Below are 15,196 nucleotides of genomic sequence, written 5' to 3'. Positions count from 1 at the left end.
TTCTAATAAGAAAAAGGTCAGGTATATCATGCAAAGTTTTGAAACAGAAATAGAAAATCCAATAGTACAAAAGGATATCATTGAATTAGCCAATAAAATTGAGCTATTTAACAATGGTAAAATTGATGAAGAAAAATTTAGAAGTCTTCGTTTGGCTCGTGGCGTTTATGGCCAACGTCAAGAAGGTGTTCAAATGATTCGTATCAAGATTCCTTTCGGAAAAATGAAAAGTAACCAATTACGTAGAATTGCTGATGTTTCAGATGAATATTCTCGTGGTCGTTTGCACATTACAACCCGTCAAGATATCCAAATTCACTATGTAGATTTACAAAGAACTCCAGAACTTTGGGCTGAGCTTGAAAAAGATGAGGTTACAGTGCGTGAGGCCTGCGGAAACGTGGTGAGAAACGTAACGGCTTCGGAAACTGCTGGTATCGATGTTAACGAACTTTTCGATGTATCTCCTTATGCAGATGCGATTTTTAAATTCTTTTTACGTAACCCAATTTGTCAAGAAATGGGACGTAAATTTAAAGTGTCTTTCTCTAATACTGACGAAGATACCGGATTATCGTATTTACATGATATTGGTTTTATTGCCAAAGTAGAAAACGGTGTTCGTGGGTTTAAAGTAATGGTTGCTGGTGGATTAGGTTCTCAACCGCGTCATGCAGAAGAGCTTTTCAGCTTTTTACCTACAGATAAAATTATTCCAGTAATGGAAGGGGTTTTAAGAGTTTTCGATCGTTACGGTGAACGTAAAAGTAGAGCTAAAGCACGTATGAAGTTCCTTTTAAAGGATATTGGATTAGAGGCTTTTAAAGCTTTAATTGCTGAAGAACAAAAAGCGATTGAATTTAAAACAGTAGCTATTGATGCTGATGCTTATGTGGCATCAACACCAGTTTCAGTGGAAGCACCACAAGTTGAAATAAAAGATCAAGCAGCCTTCGATTTATGGAAATCTACAAACCTTATTCCTCAAAAACAGGAGGGATACGTTGCAATTGGTGTTAAAGTTTTATTAGGTGATTTTTATACCGATAAAGCACGTTTACTAGCTAATTTAGTTGATAAATATGCTGCTGGTGAAATACGTTTAACATTACGTCAAAATATAGTTATTCCTTTTGTAAAGGAAGATTTAGTTCCGTTTTTCTATCAAGAACTTGAGAAATTAGGTTTTGTAGAAGCGGGTTATAATAAAGCCGTAGATATTACAGCTTGCCCTGGTACAGATACTTGTAACTTAGGTATAGCAAGTAGTACTGGTATTTCGGTAGAATTAGAACGGATGATTACGACAGAATACCCACAATATTTACAAAATGAAGATCTTGTAATTAAAATTAGTGGATGTATGAATGCTTGTGGTCAACACAATATGGCAAACATTGGTTTTCAAGGAATGACGGTTAGAACACCTGAAAAATTAGTGGCGCCTGCGTTACAAGTTTTATTAGGAGGAGGTAACCTAGGTAATGGAAATGCATTATTTGCAGATAAAGTAGTAAAAGTACCAAGTAAAAGAGGACCGGAAGCATTACGTAGAATCTTAAATGATTTTGAAGCAAATGCTGAAGGAAAATCATTCGTAGATTATTATAAAGTAACAGGAGAACGTTATTTTTATGATTTATTAAACGATTTACAAGACGTGACTAATTTAACTCAAGAAGATTTTATCGATTGGGGAGAAGAAGAAAAATACGTTAAAGAAATTGGTATTGGAGAATGTGCTGGTGTAGTTATCGATTTAATAGCAACATTATTCTTTGAGAGTGAAGAAAAAATAGATAATGCCAAAGCTTCTTTTGGAGATGAGGTGTATTCTAGCGCTATATATTATGCTTACCAATCGCTAGTTAATTCCGCGAAAGCGTTATTATTAGCTGAAAATAAAAAGACAAATACGCATGCTGGAATTGTTTCTCAGTTTGATGAGTTTTTTATTGAAGGAGGTAAAATTGATTTAGGAACTTCGTTTTCAGAATTAATATACGAAATCAATAAAAATGCACCAACTAAGGATTTTGCAGTAAGTTATATTGCAAATGCCGATAAGTTTTTAGCTGCAGTTAGAGCTTATAGAGAAGCAGAACAAGCTAAAGCATAAGAATACTAAAAAGCAACAATGAGTTTAAAAACCCCAATATTAACCATAGTAGGTGCTGGTCCAGGAGACGTAGATTTAATTACCCTTAAAGCTATTAAGGCTATTGAATCTGCAGATGTGATCCTTTACGATGCACTTATTAATGAGGCTTTACTAAAATATGCTGCGGCAGATGCCGAACTTATTTTTGTAGGTAAACGTAGAGGGTGTTATGCTTTTCAACAAGATCAAATAAACGATCTTATTGTATCTAAAGCTAAAGAGAAGGGGCATGTGGTACGCTTAAAAGGCGGTGATCCTTTTATTTTTGGTCGAGGCGCAGAAGAGATTGATTATGTGAGACAATTTGGATTAGAAACTTATGTTGTTCCTGGTATTTCGTCATCCATGGCCGTGCCAGCTTATCAAGGTATTCCGTTAACAAAACGAGGATCTTCAGAGAGTTTCTGGGTTATTACTGGAACCACTAAAAAACATCAGTTATCTGGCGATGTGGCTTTGGCTGCAAAATCGTCGGCAACAGTTGTTATTTTAATGGGTATGGGTAAATTGAGTGAAATTGTTCGCATTTTTTCAGAAGAAAATAAACAAGATGTTGCCGTAGCTATTATTCAAAATGGCACTAGAGATAATGAAAACGTAGGGATTGGTACTATAAGTTCTATTGAAAGTATAGTGGCAGAAAAACAATTAGCAAACCCTGCTATTATTGTTATTGGCGATGTGGTGAAAGAACGCGCTGTATTATCATCGGTTTTAGAAACGGTTAATAAAAATAAGTAATATGCTAGATGAAGCGGATAAAATAAAGATGTCGAGCCTAGTTGAAAAAGAAAGGAATAATTTATATCCTATTTTTTTAAAAACAAAAAGTTTAAATGTTCTTATTGTTGGTGGCGGAAATGTTGCTGAAGAAAAATTAACGTTCTTATTAAAATCGAGTCCAGATGCACATGTTACAATGGTGTCGCCAATGTTTCGTGAAGGCACTATAAAACTTGCAAAAACAGGTTGTGTAACATTAGTTGAAGATAGTTATAAAAAAAACTATATTATTGGCAAGCATATGGTGGTTGCTACGACAGATATACCGGAAGTAAATGTACAAGTTTGGAAAGACTGTAGAGCAGAATCTAAATTAGTTAACGTTGCCGATAATCCGCCGTATTGCGATTTTTATATGGGTGGTATTGTAACTAAAGGGAATGTGAAAGTTGCGATTTCTACTAACGGAAAATCACCAACTACAGCAAAACGTTTGCGTCAATTTTTTGAGGATGTTATTCCTGAAAACGTAGACGATTTAGTTAAAAATTTAAACGAGTTTAGAAAAACTATTAAAGGTGATTTTGAACAAAAAGTGGAAACGTTAAACGAATTCACAAAAGGACTAATAGAAAAAAAAGAGTAATTATATATAAAGCATAATAAAATGATTAAAACAGATATACTAATAATTGGCGCGGGGCCAACAGGTTTATTTACAGTATTCGAAGCTGGATTATTAAAATTGAAATGTCATTTAATTGACGCGTTACCACAGCCTGGTGGGCAGTGTTCAGAATTGTATCCTAAAAAGCCAATTTATGATATTCCTGGATTTCCAGAAATTTTAGCTGGAGATTTAACAAAAAATTTATTAGAGCAAGCAAAACAATTTGAGCCTGGTTTTACTTTAGGTGAGCGTGCAGATACTGTTGAAAAGCAAGAAGACGGTACGTTTATAGTAACTACAAATAAAGGAACAAAACACCAAGCACCAGTTGTTGCTATTGCTAGTGGTTTAGGTAGTTTTGAACCTAGGAAACCGCAACTTGAAAACCTTTCTAAGTATGAAGATAAAGGTGTTGAGTATATGATTAAAGAACCAGAAGTGTATCGTGATAAAAAAGTAATCATTGCTGGTGGTGGAGATTCTGCTTTAGATTGGTCTATATTTTTAGCCGACATAGCAGAAAGTGTTACTTTAATACATAGACGTAATGAATTTAGAGGACATTTAGATTCAGTTGAAAAAGTTCAAGAACTAAAAGATGCTGGAAAAATAAATCTTATTACACCTGCAGAAGTTACTGATATCTTAGGAGACGGTAAAGTTGAAGCGATAGAAATAACTAAAAAGGACGAAGAGCCTTTTACTTTAGAAACCGATCACTTTATTCCTTTATTTGGACTTTCACCTAAATTAGGGCCTATTGCAAATTGGGGATTAGAGATCGAAAAAAATGCAATTAAAGTTAATAATGCTTTAGATTATCAAACTAATATCCCAGGTATATTTGCTATTGGTGATGGTAATTTTTATCCAGGTAAATTAAAATTAATACTTTGTGGTTTCCATGAAGCAACTATCATGTGCCAAGCGGCATATCAAATTATACATCCAGGAAAGAAAAATGTTTTAAAATATACTACAGTTTCTGGTGTAGATGGTTTTGATGGTACTCGTAAAGAAGCTCCTAAGGCCGTAGTTCAAGCTATTACCTAGTAAACGATAAATCTTTTTAGTGTTTTCATTAAAAAGATCTAAACTAAACACAAGGCATGACTATCCTGCAAGGTTTCCAAAATCTTGCAGGATTTAATGTTTAAAAAAAGAAGCTTTTTAAAAGGATTAGTTTTATTTTTATAAACTGATTAAATACACCATTAAACACAATGGTATTACACATATAGCAGCAAATGAAAAGTTATAATGTTTGTTTAAAAGACACAGTTAAAGCCTTTACGAAAAAAGTGTTTTACTCTTTGTTCGATTGTGATCACGAAGCAGAACACGCCGAATATTTAGAGAAAACATTCTTGCAAATTCTAGATAAATTAGAAATTGAAAATGGCGAAAATATATGGGAGACCTTTAAAGCGGAACTTCCAGAAATTAGAAGGAAATTAGATTTAGATGCTATTGCTTTCGAAAATAACGATCCTGCATCGCATTGTTTAGATGAAATTTATATGGCTTATCCTGGTTTTCACGCTATTTCAATCTATAGATTAAGTCATGCGCTTTATAAACTAGGTGTTTATATTTTACCTAGAATGATGAGTGAATATATTCATGGTATTACAGGTATTGATATTCATCCGGGAGCTACTATTGGCGAATCGTTTTATATCGATCACGGTACAGGAATTGTAATTGGCGAAACCTCTATAATTGGAGAACAAGTAAAAATATATCAAGGGGTTACTTTAGGTGGTATTCAAGTTTCAAAAGACTTAGCTTCTACTAAAAGACACCCAACCATAGACGACAATGTTACCATTTACGCTAACGCAACTATTTTAGGAGGTGATATTGTAATTGGTAAAAACAGTATTATTGGAGCTAATGTTTGGATTACCCAATCGGTACCCGAAGGTTCATTAGTGACTTATCAAACAGAAATTAAAATTAGACCGAAGAAAAATGGCATACGGTAAAACAATATTAGACGAAATAGGGAATACACCTTTAGTTGAAGCAACGCATTTAATTAATAAAGAAGGCGTACGTTTATTTTTAAAGTTAGAAGGAAATAATCCCGGAGGAAGCGTAAAAGATCGCGCTGCTTTCAATATGATTTCTGAAGCTTTAAAACGTGGCGATATTAAAAAAGGCGGTACTTTAGTCGAAGCAACTAGTGGAAACACAGGAATTGCTTTAGCTTTTATAGCACAATTATTAGGATTGAATATGGTATTAATTATGCCTGAAAATTCTACAGTAGAACGTGTTAAAACCATGAGAGCTTACGGAGCTGAGGTAATTTTAACACCAGCTGATATTGGTATTGAAGGCTCTAGAGATGTTGCTTTTAAATTACGTGATGAAAAAGGGTATACCGTTTTAAATCAGTTTGAAAATGATGATAACTGGAAAGCGCATTACAAAACAACAGGTCCAGAAATTTGGAGAGATACCGAAGGCGAAATAACTCATTTTGTTGCCACTATGGGAACTACGGGAACCGTTATGGGTACTTCAACATTTCTTAAAGAAAAAAATCCGGAGATTGTAATAGTAGGAGCGCAACCTGCTGATGGTGCTAAAATACCTGGTATTAGAAAATGGTCGCCAGAGTATGTACCCAAGTTTTTTGATCGTTCTAAAGTAGATGTTGTTATAGATGTAACCGAGGAAGATGCTAAAAATATAACGCAACGCCTAGCCAAAGAAGAGGGCGTTTTTGCGGGTATGAGTAGTGGCGGTTCTGTTTACTGTGCTTTGCAAATTGCGGAGTCTTTAGAAAGCGGTGTTGTAGTTGCTATTATTTGCGATCGAGGCGATCGTTATTTGTCGTCTAGTCTATTTGAATAGTCTAATAATTTTATAAATATCACAAGGTTAACAATAATATAGTTATTATTTTTGCAAAAGCAAATCCACAATGGTGGTAACAGTTCATTAATGTAATTGTGTTATCAAGAAAGGCAGAGGGAATAGACCCGTTGAAACCTTGGCAACCCTTTAAGAACCGAGATAACTATCAAGGAAATAAAGAAGGTGCTACATTCTACTTAGTAATTTTTATAATTATTAGACAGATAACGAAAAGTATTTCTTTAACTTTTCTTGATAAAACTTATAATAGAATACAGCGTTTTAGTTAAGTGTTTCGTTCATCGGTATTTTTAATTGCTGTTAACGGAAATAACCTAAAGCGTAAAAAGAAAAGAAAACATGTCGAATATCAGAGAAGCATTAAAAGAGCGAATTTTGGTTTTAGATGGTGCCATGGGTACGATGCTACAAGCTTACAAATTTCAAGAAGAAGATTTTAGAGGCGAACGCTTTAAAGATTATCCAACACCTTTACAGGGCAATAACGATTTACTATCGCTTACCCAACCCGAAGCTATAAAAACCATCCACGGTAAGTACTTTGCTGTAGGTGCTGATATTGTAGAAACCAATACCTTTTCGGGAACTACTATTGCTATGGCAGATTACCAAATGGAAGATTTAGTTTACGAACTAAACTACGAGTCTGCAAAAATAGCCAAAGAAGTCGCCGATGAATTTACTGCAAAAGAACCACATAAACCGCGTTTTGTAGCGGGTTCAATTGGGCCAACAAACCGTACAGCAAGTATGTCTCCCGATGTTAACGATCCAGGATATAGAGCTGTTACTTTCGATGAGTTACGCATTGCATATAAACAACAAGTAGAAGCGCTTATTGATGGTGGTGTAGATTTACTTTTAGTTGAAACTGTATTTGATACCTTAAACGCCAAAGCTGCTTTATTTGCGATAGAAGAAGTAAAAGACGAACGTGGTATCGATATGCCAATTATGTTAAGTGGTACTATTACTGATGCTTCAGGAAGAACATTATCAGGACAAACAGCTGAAGCTTTCTTAATTTCAGTATCTCATATTCCATTACTTTCAGTAGGGTTTAACTGTGCTTTAGGAGCCAATTTATTGCAACCTCACTTAGAAGCTATTGCTTCTAAAACAGATTTTGCTATATCAGCGCATCCTAATGCCGGATTACCAAATGCTTTTGGAGAATACGATGAAACTCCTGAAGAAATGGGAGAGCAAATAGAAGAATATTTAAAACGTAATTTAATAAATATTATAGGTGGTTGTTGTGGTACTAGTCCGGAGCATATTCGTGTTATAGCAGATCTTGCAGCCAAGTATAAGCCTAGAACCCATGGTGAATTGGTGTAATTTTTAAATTATAAATTATGATTCTTGAAGTAGCCATATTGAATATTAAGAAAGGATTATCAAGTGATTTTGAAAATACATTTAAAATCGCTCAGAAAATCATTTCTTCAATGAAAGGCTATATCTCACACGATTTAAAAAAATGTGTTGAACAAGATGATAAATATATATTATTAGTGCATTGGGAAACCATTGAAGATCATGAAATTGGTTTCCGTAAATCACAAGAATATCAAGAATGGAAAACGTTGTTACATTCATTTTACGAACCTTTTCCAACAGTAGAACATTATAGATAATGAAGATAAAGCAATCAAAATACATGAAATTGTCTGGTTTAGAACCTTTAGTTCTAAGCGAAAACACCAATTTTATAAATGTAGGAGAACGTACTAATGTAGCGGGGTCTCGTAAGTTTTTACGATTAATTAATGAAGAGAAGTTCGATGAAGCTTTGGATATTGCACGTCACCAAGTAGATGGTGGAGCGCAAATTATCGACATTAATATGGACGACGGACTTATTGATGGTAAAGCATCGATGGTGCGCTTTTTAAACCTTATTGCTGCCGAACCAGATATTTGCCGTGTGCCTATCATGATTGATAGTTCTAAGTGGGAAATTATCAATGCTGGTTTGCAAGTTGTGCAAGGAAAGTGTGTGGTGAATTCTATTTCCTTAAAGGAAGGTGAAGAAAACTTTATTTGGCAAGCCAAGCAAATTAAACGCTATGGTGCCGCAGTTATTGTTATGGCTTTTGATGAAGTTGGGCAAGCGGATACATACCAAAGAAGAATTGAAATTGCTGAACGTTCATACCGTGTTTTAGTTGATAAAGTGGGGTTTGCTTCGGAAGATATTATTTTCGATTTAAATATATTTCCGGTAGCAACCGGAATGGACGAACACCGAAGAAATGCTATCGATTTTATCGAAGCAACACGTTGGGTACGTCAAAATTTAGAAAATGTAAGTGTAAGTGGAGGTGTGAGTAACGTATCGTTTTCTTTTAGAGGAAACAATGGTGTTCGAGAAGCTATGCACTCAGTGTTTTTGTATTATGCCATCCAGGCGGGTATGAATATGGGTATTGTAAATCCTGCGCTTTTAGAGATTTATGATGATATTCCAAAGGATTTATTAGAGCACGTTGAAGATGTTATTTTAGACAGAAGAGAAGATGCTACCGAACGTTTGTTAGACTTTGCAGAAACAGTAAAAGGTTCTAAAGTTGAAAAAGGTGTCGATTTATCTTGGCGAGAAAACCCAGTACAAGAGCGTATAACGCATGCTTTAGTAAAAGGTATTGATGCCTTTATTATTGAAGATGTTGAAATAGCAAGACAAGAAGCCGCAAAACCTATTGAAGTTATCGAAGGTCATTTAATGATCGGGATGAACGTGGTTGGAGATTTATTCGGAGCAGGTAAAATGTTTTTACCTCAGGTGGTAAAATCGGCGCGTGTAATGAAAAAAGCCGTTGGTTACTTAAACCCGTTTATTGAAGAAGAAAAAGGAGATAAACAAGAACCTGTTGGGAAAATATTAATGGCTACCGTAAAAGGTGATGTGCACGATATTGGTAAAAATATTGTAAGTGTTGTTTTAGCTTGTAATAACTACGAAATTGTAGATTTAGGAGTTATGGTGCCGCCAGAAAAAATTATAGAAATGGCCATCAGCGAACGTGTTGATGCTATTGGTTTATCAGGGTTAATTACGCCATCATTAGACGAAATGGTGTATTTGGCTAAAGAAATGCAACTTCAAAATTTTGAAGTGCCTTTACTTATTGGTGGTGCAACAACATCTAAAGCACATACAGCTGTAAAAATCGATACACAGTATAAAAACGCAGTGGTGCATGTTAATGATGCATCTCGTGCGGTTACCGTGGTTGGAGATTTATTAAACAAGAAAACCAACAATGCTTACGTAGCGAAGTTAAAAGCCGATTATGATGATTTTAGAAACAAGTTTTTAAAGCGTGGTAAAGAGAAATCTTATATTTCTATTGAAGAAGCTAGAAAAAGAAAATATAAAATAGACTGGGAAACGTCTAATATTTCTAAACCGAGAGAATTAGGTGTGCAAATTTTAAAACAGTTAAGTTTAAAAGAACTAGAACCGTTTATAGATTGGAGTCCGTTTTTTAGAAGTTGGGATTTACACGGGAAATTCCCCGATATTTTGACCGATGAGGTTGTGGGAGAACAAGCTACTATTATGTATGCTGAAGCTCAGGAGATGATTAAAGAAATTATTGCCAAGCAACTTTTAAAGCCAAAAGCTGTTTTTGGTTTGTTTGAAGCTAATACTATTAACGATGATGATATTTCGGTTCAGAAAAACGGAAAGGAAATCGCGATTTTTAGAACCTTGCGTCAGCAATTAAAAAAACGTGAAGGGATTCCAAATCATGCATTATCTGATTTTATAGCTCCTAAAGAATCTGGTAGAACGGATTATATGGGCGCATTCTGTGTTGCTATTTTTGGCGCTCAAGAATTAGCCGATAGTTATAGAGCTAAGGATGATGATTATAATGGTATTATGGCACAGGCTATTGCTGATAGATTTGCTGAAGCTTTTGCTGAATATTTACACAAGAAAATAAGATTAACACATTGGGGTTACGCTGCCGATGAAGATTTAAGTAACACCGATTTAATTAAGGAAAGTTATAAAGGTATTCGTCCGGCTCCAGGATATCCTGCATGTCCTGATCATTTAGAAAAGGAAACAATTTGGGAATTGCTAGAGGTTGAAAAACTAATTGGTGTAACCTTAACAGAAAGTTTAGCGATGTGGCCAGCTGCTGCAGTTTCGGGGTATTACTTCGGTAATCCAGAAGCGAAGTATTTTGGTTTAGGGAAAATAACTGACGATCAGTTAACTGATTATTCTGAACGTAAAGGCATCGATAAGAAAACAGCTAGAAAATGGTTGCATCCTAATTTAGCAGAAGAATAGCATGGCATTTATAGAGGTAACCTTAGGAAGCCACATGATTTCTCATGGTTATGATACAGATAACAAAGAGGTTTTGGAACATGTTGCGGTTGATGGTTTTTCGAAGAAAGTGGTTGCCGTATCTCGAATAAAATCATTGAGCGAAAAATATATTCTTACGGATTATTTGGATGGAAGATGGATTTATTGGGAGTACACAGAAACTTTTGACGAGGTTAAAAATAAGCTGGTAAACCCGCGTTAGCGATTGCAACGGCATCCTTTTTTTGTTTCCGCCAAAGGCAAAAAAAGATATAGTGTAAAGCGCGACCCTTGTGGTAACGCCAAAATTAAACTAAAATATAGATAAGATTCTCGTTTTGTGAGGATGACAAAAAATAAGTAATGAAAGTAACAGACCATATTAAACAAGCCAACGGAAAAACGTTGTTTTCTTTTGAGGTAATTCCGCCAAAGAAAGGTACAAATATTCAGGATTTATATAATAATATCGATCCTTTAATGGAGTTTAATCCACCATTTATTGATGTTACCACATCTCGTGAGGAGTATGTGTATATTGATAAAGGCAATGGTTTGTTGGATAAGCGTATTACACGTATGCGCCCTGGTACGGTGGGTATTTGTGCGTCTATTATGCATAAATATCAGGTAGATGCTATTCCACATTTATTGTGTGGTGGTTTTACAAAAGAAGAAACTGAATATGTTTTGGTAGATTGCCACTATTTAGGTCTGGATAATGTAATGGCTTTGCGTGGTGACTCGATGAAAGATGAGCCATATTTTAAGCCTGTAGCGGGAGGGAATGCATTTGCGAGCGACTTGGTGCAACAAATTGCAAACCTTAATAAAGGTCAATATTTGCACGATGATTTTAAGGTTGAGCATAATTCGGACTTTTGTATTGGTGTGGCCGGTTACCCAGAGAAACACATGGAAGCGCCATCGCTGGTTAACGATTTACGTCGTTTAAAAGAGAAGGTAGATGCTGGTGCCGATTATGTGGTTACCCAGATGTTTTTTGATAATAATAAATATTTTGAATTTGTAGATAAGGCTAGAGAAGCTGGGATTAATGTGCCTATTATTCCGGGAATTAAACCTATAGCTGTTAAAAGGCATTTACAAATTTTACCTCAGGTTTTTAAAATTGATTTACCTCAAAATTTAATCGATGCTGTTGAAGGTTGTAAGGATAATAAAGCCGTTAGACAAGTAGGTATTGAATTTGCTATACAGCAATCTAAAGAGTTGAAGGAGGCAGGTGTACCTGTATTGCATTATTACTCTATGGGGAAAAGTGATAACGTTAAGGCTATTGCCGAAGCTTTGTTTTAGTAAATCGTGTGGTTTGTACTTAACTTTTAAGGTTTACGTTGAAATTTAAGTACATTTGCCACACAGAAACCCGATAATGAAATTACTTTATACCTGCATATTTTGTGTCCTATTTTTTAATGGATTTTCACAAGATAAAACACATACATCTTACCTCGATTTAAGTTATTTTAAGGGTAATATTGCGCTTCATAATAATGATATACTTCATTTAATTAAAGGACATCCGGAAGGTTATCTTTTAAGTTGGAACAAAAAAACATACGGTTTTAACGATTGGGAACAACGTTTTAATTATCCGGATTATGGTGTTACTTATGCTTATCAAAACATGAAAAATGATGTTTTGGGTAATGTAACATCGCTCTATGCGCATTTTAATTTCTACTTTTTTAATAGAAATCTGCAATTTAGAATTGGGCAAGGTATGGGGTATACTGAAACGCCTTATGATAAGGTTGATAATTATAGAAATATTGCCTACGGTTCTAAATTAATGAGTAGCACCATGGTGATGCTTAACTATAAAAAAGAACGCATTTTTGATCGCTTTGGTTTAATAGCTGGTTTTTCTTTAATACATTATTCTAATGCCAATGTTAAAGCACCTAATGCGAGTACAAATACTTTAGCGCTTAATGTTGGGTTAACCTATAATTTAGATAAAAAAGAGTTAGAGTATCAACATACCTTAGCCGATAATGACAGACAATTTACACAGCCTATAAAGTATAATTTTGTTTTTAGATCCGGTGTAAACGAAAGTGATATTGTAGATAGTGGTCAGTATGCGTTTTACGTACTTTCTGCTTATGCCGATAAACGTATTAACCGTAAAAGTGCGTTGCAATTTGGTGCCGATGTTTTCTTTTCTAATTTTTTAAAAGAACTTATTTATTACCGAAGTGTTGCTTTTCCAGAGTTAGATGTATCTGGTGACGAAGACTATAAGCGTGTTGGTTTTTTTGTAGGGCATGAGTTGTTTATTAATAGAACCTCATTGCTTACCCAGTTTGGATATTATGTCTATTATCCATACGATTTTGAAGGCCAAACGTATTTAAGAATTGGTTTAAAACGTTACGTTGGTAAACAGCGAAAATGGTTTGGAGCCATGACCTTGAAGTCTCACGGAGCTAAAGCGGAAGCTGTTGAATTTGGAATTGGTGTTCGATTATGAAAAAGTTAATATATATATTCGTTTTTAGCCTTGTTTTTGCTTGTGATAGTGAAAATGCGGGCGATTGTTTTCAGAAAACAGGAGCTATAATACAGCAAGAATTTAGTGTTGATGTTTTTACTAAAATATTAGTAAATCGGGATATTGAATTAATAATTACCGATGGTGAAACTCAGAAGGTGACTGTTGAAACTGGTGAGAATTTAATGAATGATGTTGAAGCTATTGTAGTCGATGGTAAATTGACATTAACCGATAATAATACTTGCAATTATGTGCGTGATTATGGTATTACTAAAGTTTATGTAACAGCGCCTAATATTACCGAAATTAGAAGTTCTACGCAATACACCGTTAGTTCTAATGGTGTTTTAAGCTATCCAAGTTTGTCAATTTTATCAGAGGATTTTGGAGCAGAAGATTCGTTTACTAATGGTAACTTTGATTTAGAAATTGATAACACGAGTTTTTCTCTTGTTTTTAATAACCTCTCCAATTGTTTTGTTTCTGGTAAAACTGAAAATTTACGCATTACTTTCGCAGCAGGAACGTCTCGTTTTGAAGGTCGAGATTTAATAGCGCAATTTGTTAGTGTATCAAATAGAAGTTCTAACGATATGGTTGTAAATCCACAGCAATCCCTTACGGGGAAAATTTCTGGACCCGGAGATGTTATTTCGGTTAATACTCCAGATATTATTACTGTGGAAGAACTTTATACAGGTCGATTAATTCTCGAATAATTGAACCGATTGTTTCGCTATTTCTAACTCTTCATTGGTTGGAATAATTAATATTTTTACCTTAGATTCAATAGTATTTACGGCTCTTAATAGTTTAGATCTTTCTTTGTTTTTTTCTGTATCTAAATTAATGCCTAGAAAATCTAAATCTTCACAAACCATTTTTCGCATTAATTCTGAATTTTCTCCTATGCCTGCGGTAAAAACAATGGCGTCCAATCCGTTTAAAACTGCGGCGTAACTACCAATGTATTTTTTAATGCGGTAAGTGTTCATTTGTAGAGCCAGTAAGCAATCTCTATTGCCTTTGGCGGCTTCAGTTTCTATTTCTCTTAAGTCGCTAAAACCTGTTAAGCCAAGCATACCGCTTTTCTTTTGTAAAAGGGTATTAATTTCATCTAAAGAGTAGTTTAATTTATTTGCCAAATGAAAAATTACAGAAGGATCGATATCACCACTTCTTGTACCCATAATTAATCCGTCTAAAGGTGTTAAGCCCATAGAGTGATCTACAGCTTTTCCGTTTTTAATGGCTGTTATACTGCAACCATTGCCTAAGTGAATTGAAATTATTTTAGATTCTTTTTGACCTAAATAATGAATAGCTTGTTCTGATACGTATTTATGACTAGTACCATGAAAACCATACATTCTAATTTTATGCTCGGTTAAAAGATTATTCGGTATAGCATATCTATAAGCATGCTCTGGTATAGATTGGTGGAATGCCGTATCGAAAACCGCGACTTGCTTAGCTGAAGGGAAAATAGCTTCGGCCACTTCAATACCTTCAAAATGTGCAGGATTGTGTAAAGGTGCTAAGCTGAAGAGGTCTTTTATATTGTCTTTTGCCCATTGGTTAATTTCGGTGGTTTCTTTAAATCTAGCACCGCCTTGTACTACACGGTGCCCAACAATATCAATATCTGAAGCCGATTTAATGATGCCAGTTTCACTATCTAAAAGTTGATGAGATAGTAGTTCCAATCCTTGTTTATGGTTGTAAATAGCAGTGACGTGCTCAATGGTATCTTTTTCAGTTTTGTAAATAAATTTCGCATCGTCCATTCCAATACGTTCAATTAAACCTGAACATAAAATAGTTTCGGCTGGCATTGAAAATAATTGAAATTTTAGAGATGAACTTCCAGAGTTTAAAACGAGTACTTGCATA

At 34.8% G+C, this 15,196-nt stretch carries 14 protein-coding genes and 1 riboswitch; of the genes, 13 read left to right on the top strand and 1 reads right to left on the bottom strand.

Translation table 11 applies throughout. The features are described 5' to 3' along the window. The first annotated feature begins 28 nt into the window (after positions 1 to 28). The 13 genes from GQR98_RS01275 to GQR98_RS01215 all read left to right on the top strand — a co-directional run bounded on the left by GQR98_RS01275 (position 29) and on the right by GQR98_RS01215 (position 14,022). Entirely contained in the window at positions 29 to 2,119 is a 2,091-nt protein-coding gene (locus GQR98_RS01275; protein ID WP_159017921.1) for a HEPN domain-containing protein, read from the top strand. An 18-nt stretch (positions 2,120 to 2,137) separates the two neighbouring features. Then, complete coding sequence (gene cobA, locus GQR98_RS01270; protein ID WP_159017920.1) at positions 2,138 to 2,902, top strand: uroporphyrinogen-III C-methyltransferase; 765 nt, start codon at positions 2,138 to 2,140, stop codon at positions 2,900 to 2,902. A 1-nt stretch (position 2,903) separates the two neighbouring features. Continuing rightward, on the top strand, positions 2,904 to 3,530 hold the full coding sequence (locus tag GQR98_RS01265) for a bifunctional precorrin-2 dehydrogenase/sirohydrochlorin ferrochelatase (RefSeq protein WP_233268058.1): 627 nt from the start codon (positions 2,904 to 2,906) through the stop codon (positions 3,528 to 3,530). Positions 3,531 to 3,551: 21 nt separating this feature from the next. After that, positions 3,552 to 4,607, top strand: coding sequence for an NAD(P)/FAD-dependent oxidoreductase (locus tag GQR98_RS01260; RefSeq protein WP_159017919.1), 1,056 nt, complete (start codon positions 3,552 to 3,554; stop codon positions 4,605 to 4,607). 194 nt (positions 4,608 to 4,801) lie between these two features. Further along, the gene (epsC, locus tag GQR98_RS01255) at positions 4,802 to 5,542 is read left to right on the top strand and encodes a serine O-acetyltransferase EpsC (protein ID WP_159017918.1); all 741 of its coding nucleotides are present in this window, start codon (positions 4,802 to 4,804) and stop codon (positions 5,540 to 5,542) included. Continuing rightward, positions 5,529 to 6,419 carry a cysteine synthase CysM gene (gene cysM / locus GQR98_RS01250; RefSeq protein ID WP_159017917.1) on the top strand — a complete coding sequence of 297 codons (891 nt, stop codon included), beginning with the start codon at positions 5,529 to 5,531 and terminating at the stop codon, positions 6,417 to 6,419. The genes epsC and cysM overlap by 14 nt, the downstream gene beginning before the upstream one ends. Positions 6,420 to 6,517: 98 nt before the next feature. Continuing rightward, positions 6,518 to 6,653, top strand: a riboswitch (SAM riboswitch). A gap of 129 nt (positions 6,654 to 6,782) precedes the next feature. Further along, complete coding sequence (locus GQR98_RS01245) at positions 6,783 to 7,784, top strand: homocysteine S-methyltransferase family protein (protein WP_159017916.1); 1,002 nt, start codon at positions 6,783 to 6,785, stop codon at positions 7,782 to 7,784. A 17-nt stretch (positions 7,785 to 7,801) separates the two neighbouring features. Next, positions 7,802 to 8,083 (top strand): antibiotic biosynthesis monooxygenase family protein, encoded by a 282-nt coding sequence (locus GQR98_RS01240; protein ID WP_042497219.1) that lies wholly within the window; start codon positions 7,802 to 7,804, stop codon positions 8,081 to 8,083. Further along, positions 8,083 to 10,758, top strand: a complete 2,676-nt coding sequence (gene metH / locus GQR98_RS01235; RefSeq protein WP_159017915.1) for a methionine synthase — start codon at positions 8,083 to 8,085, stop codon at positions 10,756 to 10,758. The genes GQR98_RS01240 and metH overlap by 1 nt, the downstream gene beginning before the upstream one ends. 1 nt (position 10,759) lies before the next feature. Next, the gene (locus GQR98_RS01230; RefSeq protein ID WP_159017914.1) at positions 10,760 to 11,002 is read left to right on the top strand and encodes a hypothetical protein; all 243 of its coding nucleotides are present in this window, start codon (positions 10,760 to 10,762) and stop codon (positions 11,000 to 11,002) included. 140 nt (positions 11,003 to 11,142) lie between these two features. Continuing rightward, positions 11,143 to 12,099, top strand: coding sequence for a methylenetetrahydrofolate reductase [NAD(P)H] (gene metF / locus GQR98_RS01225; protein WP_159017913.1), 957 nt, complete (start codon positions 11,143 to 11,145; stop codon positions 12,097 to 12,099). A gap of 76 nt (positions 12,100 to 12,175) precedes the next feature. Then, positions 12,176 to 13,279: an acyloxyacyl hydrolase gene (locus GQR98_RS01220; RefSeq protein WP_159017912.1), complete on the top strand. Its 1,104-nt coding sequence runs from the start codon at positions 12,176 to 12,178 to the stop codon at positions 13,277 to 13,279. Beyond that, positions 13,276 to 14,022, top strand: a complete 747-nt coding sequence (locus GQR98_RS01215) for a head GIN domain-containing protein (protein WP_159017911.1) — start codon at positions 13,276 to 13,278, stop codon at positions 14,020 to 14,022. Before GQR98_RS01220 ends, GQR98_RS01215 begins: the two co-directional genes overlap by 4 nt. Here GQR98_RS01215 and GQR98_RS01210 read toward each other — a convergent pair. Continuing rightward, positions 14,008 to 15,195 (bottom strand): acetate/propionate family kinase, encoded by a 1,188-nt coding sequence (locus tag GQR98_RS01210; RefSeq protein WP_159017910.1) that lies wholly within the window; start codon positions 15,193 to 15,195, stop codon positions 14,008 to 14,010. The two genes, GQR98_RS01215 and GQR98_RS01210, sit on opposite strands and share 15 nt — an antisense overlap. Position 15,196: the final 1 nt, after the last annotated feature.

Origin of the sequence: Algibacter sp. L3A6, from assembly GCF_009796825.1 — a bacterium.
Taxonomy (GTDB): domain Bacteria; phylum Bacteroidota; class Bacteroidia; order Flavobacteriales; family Flavobacteriaceae; genus Algibacter.
Note: the sequence above shows the minus strand (reverse complement) of the source record. Positions and strands in the feature narration are given on the sequence as shown.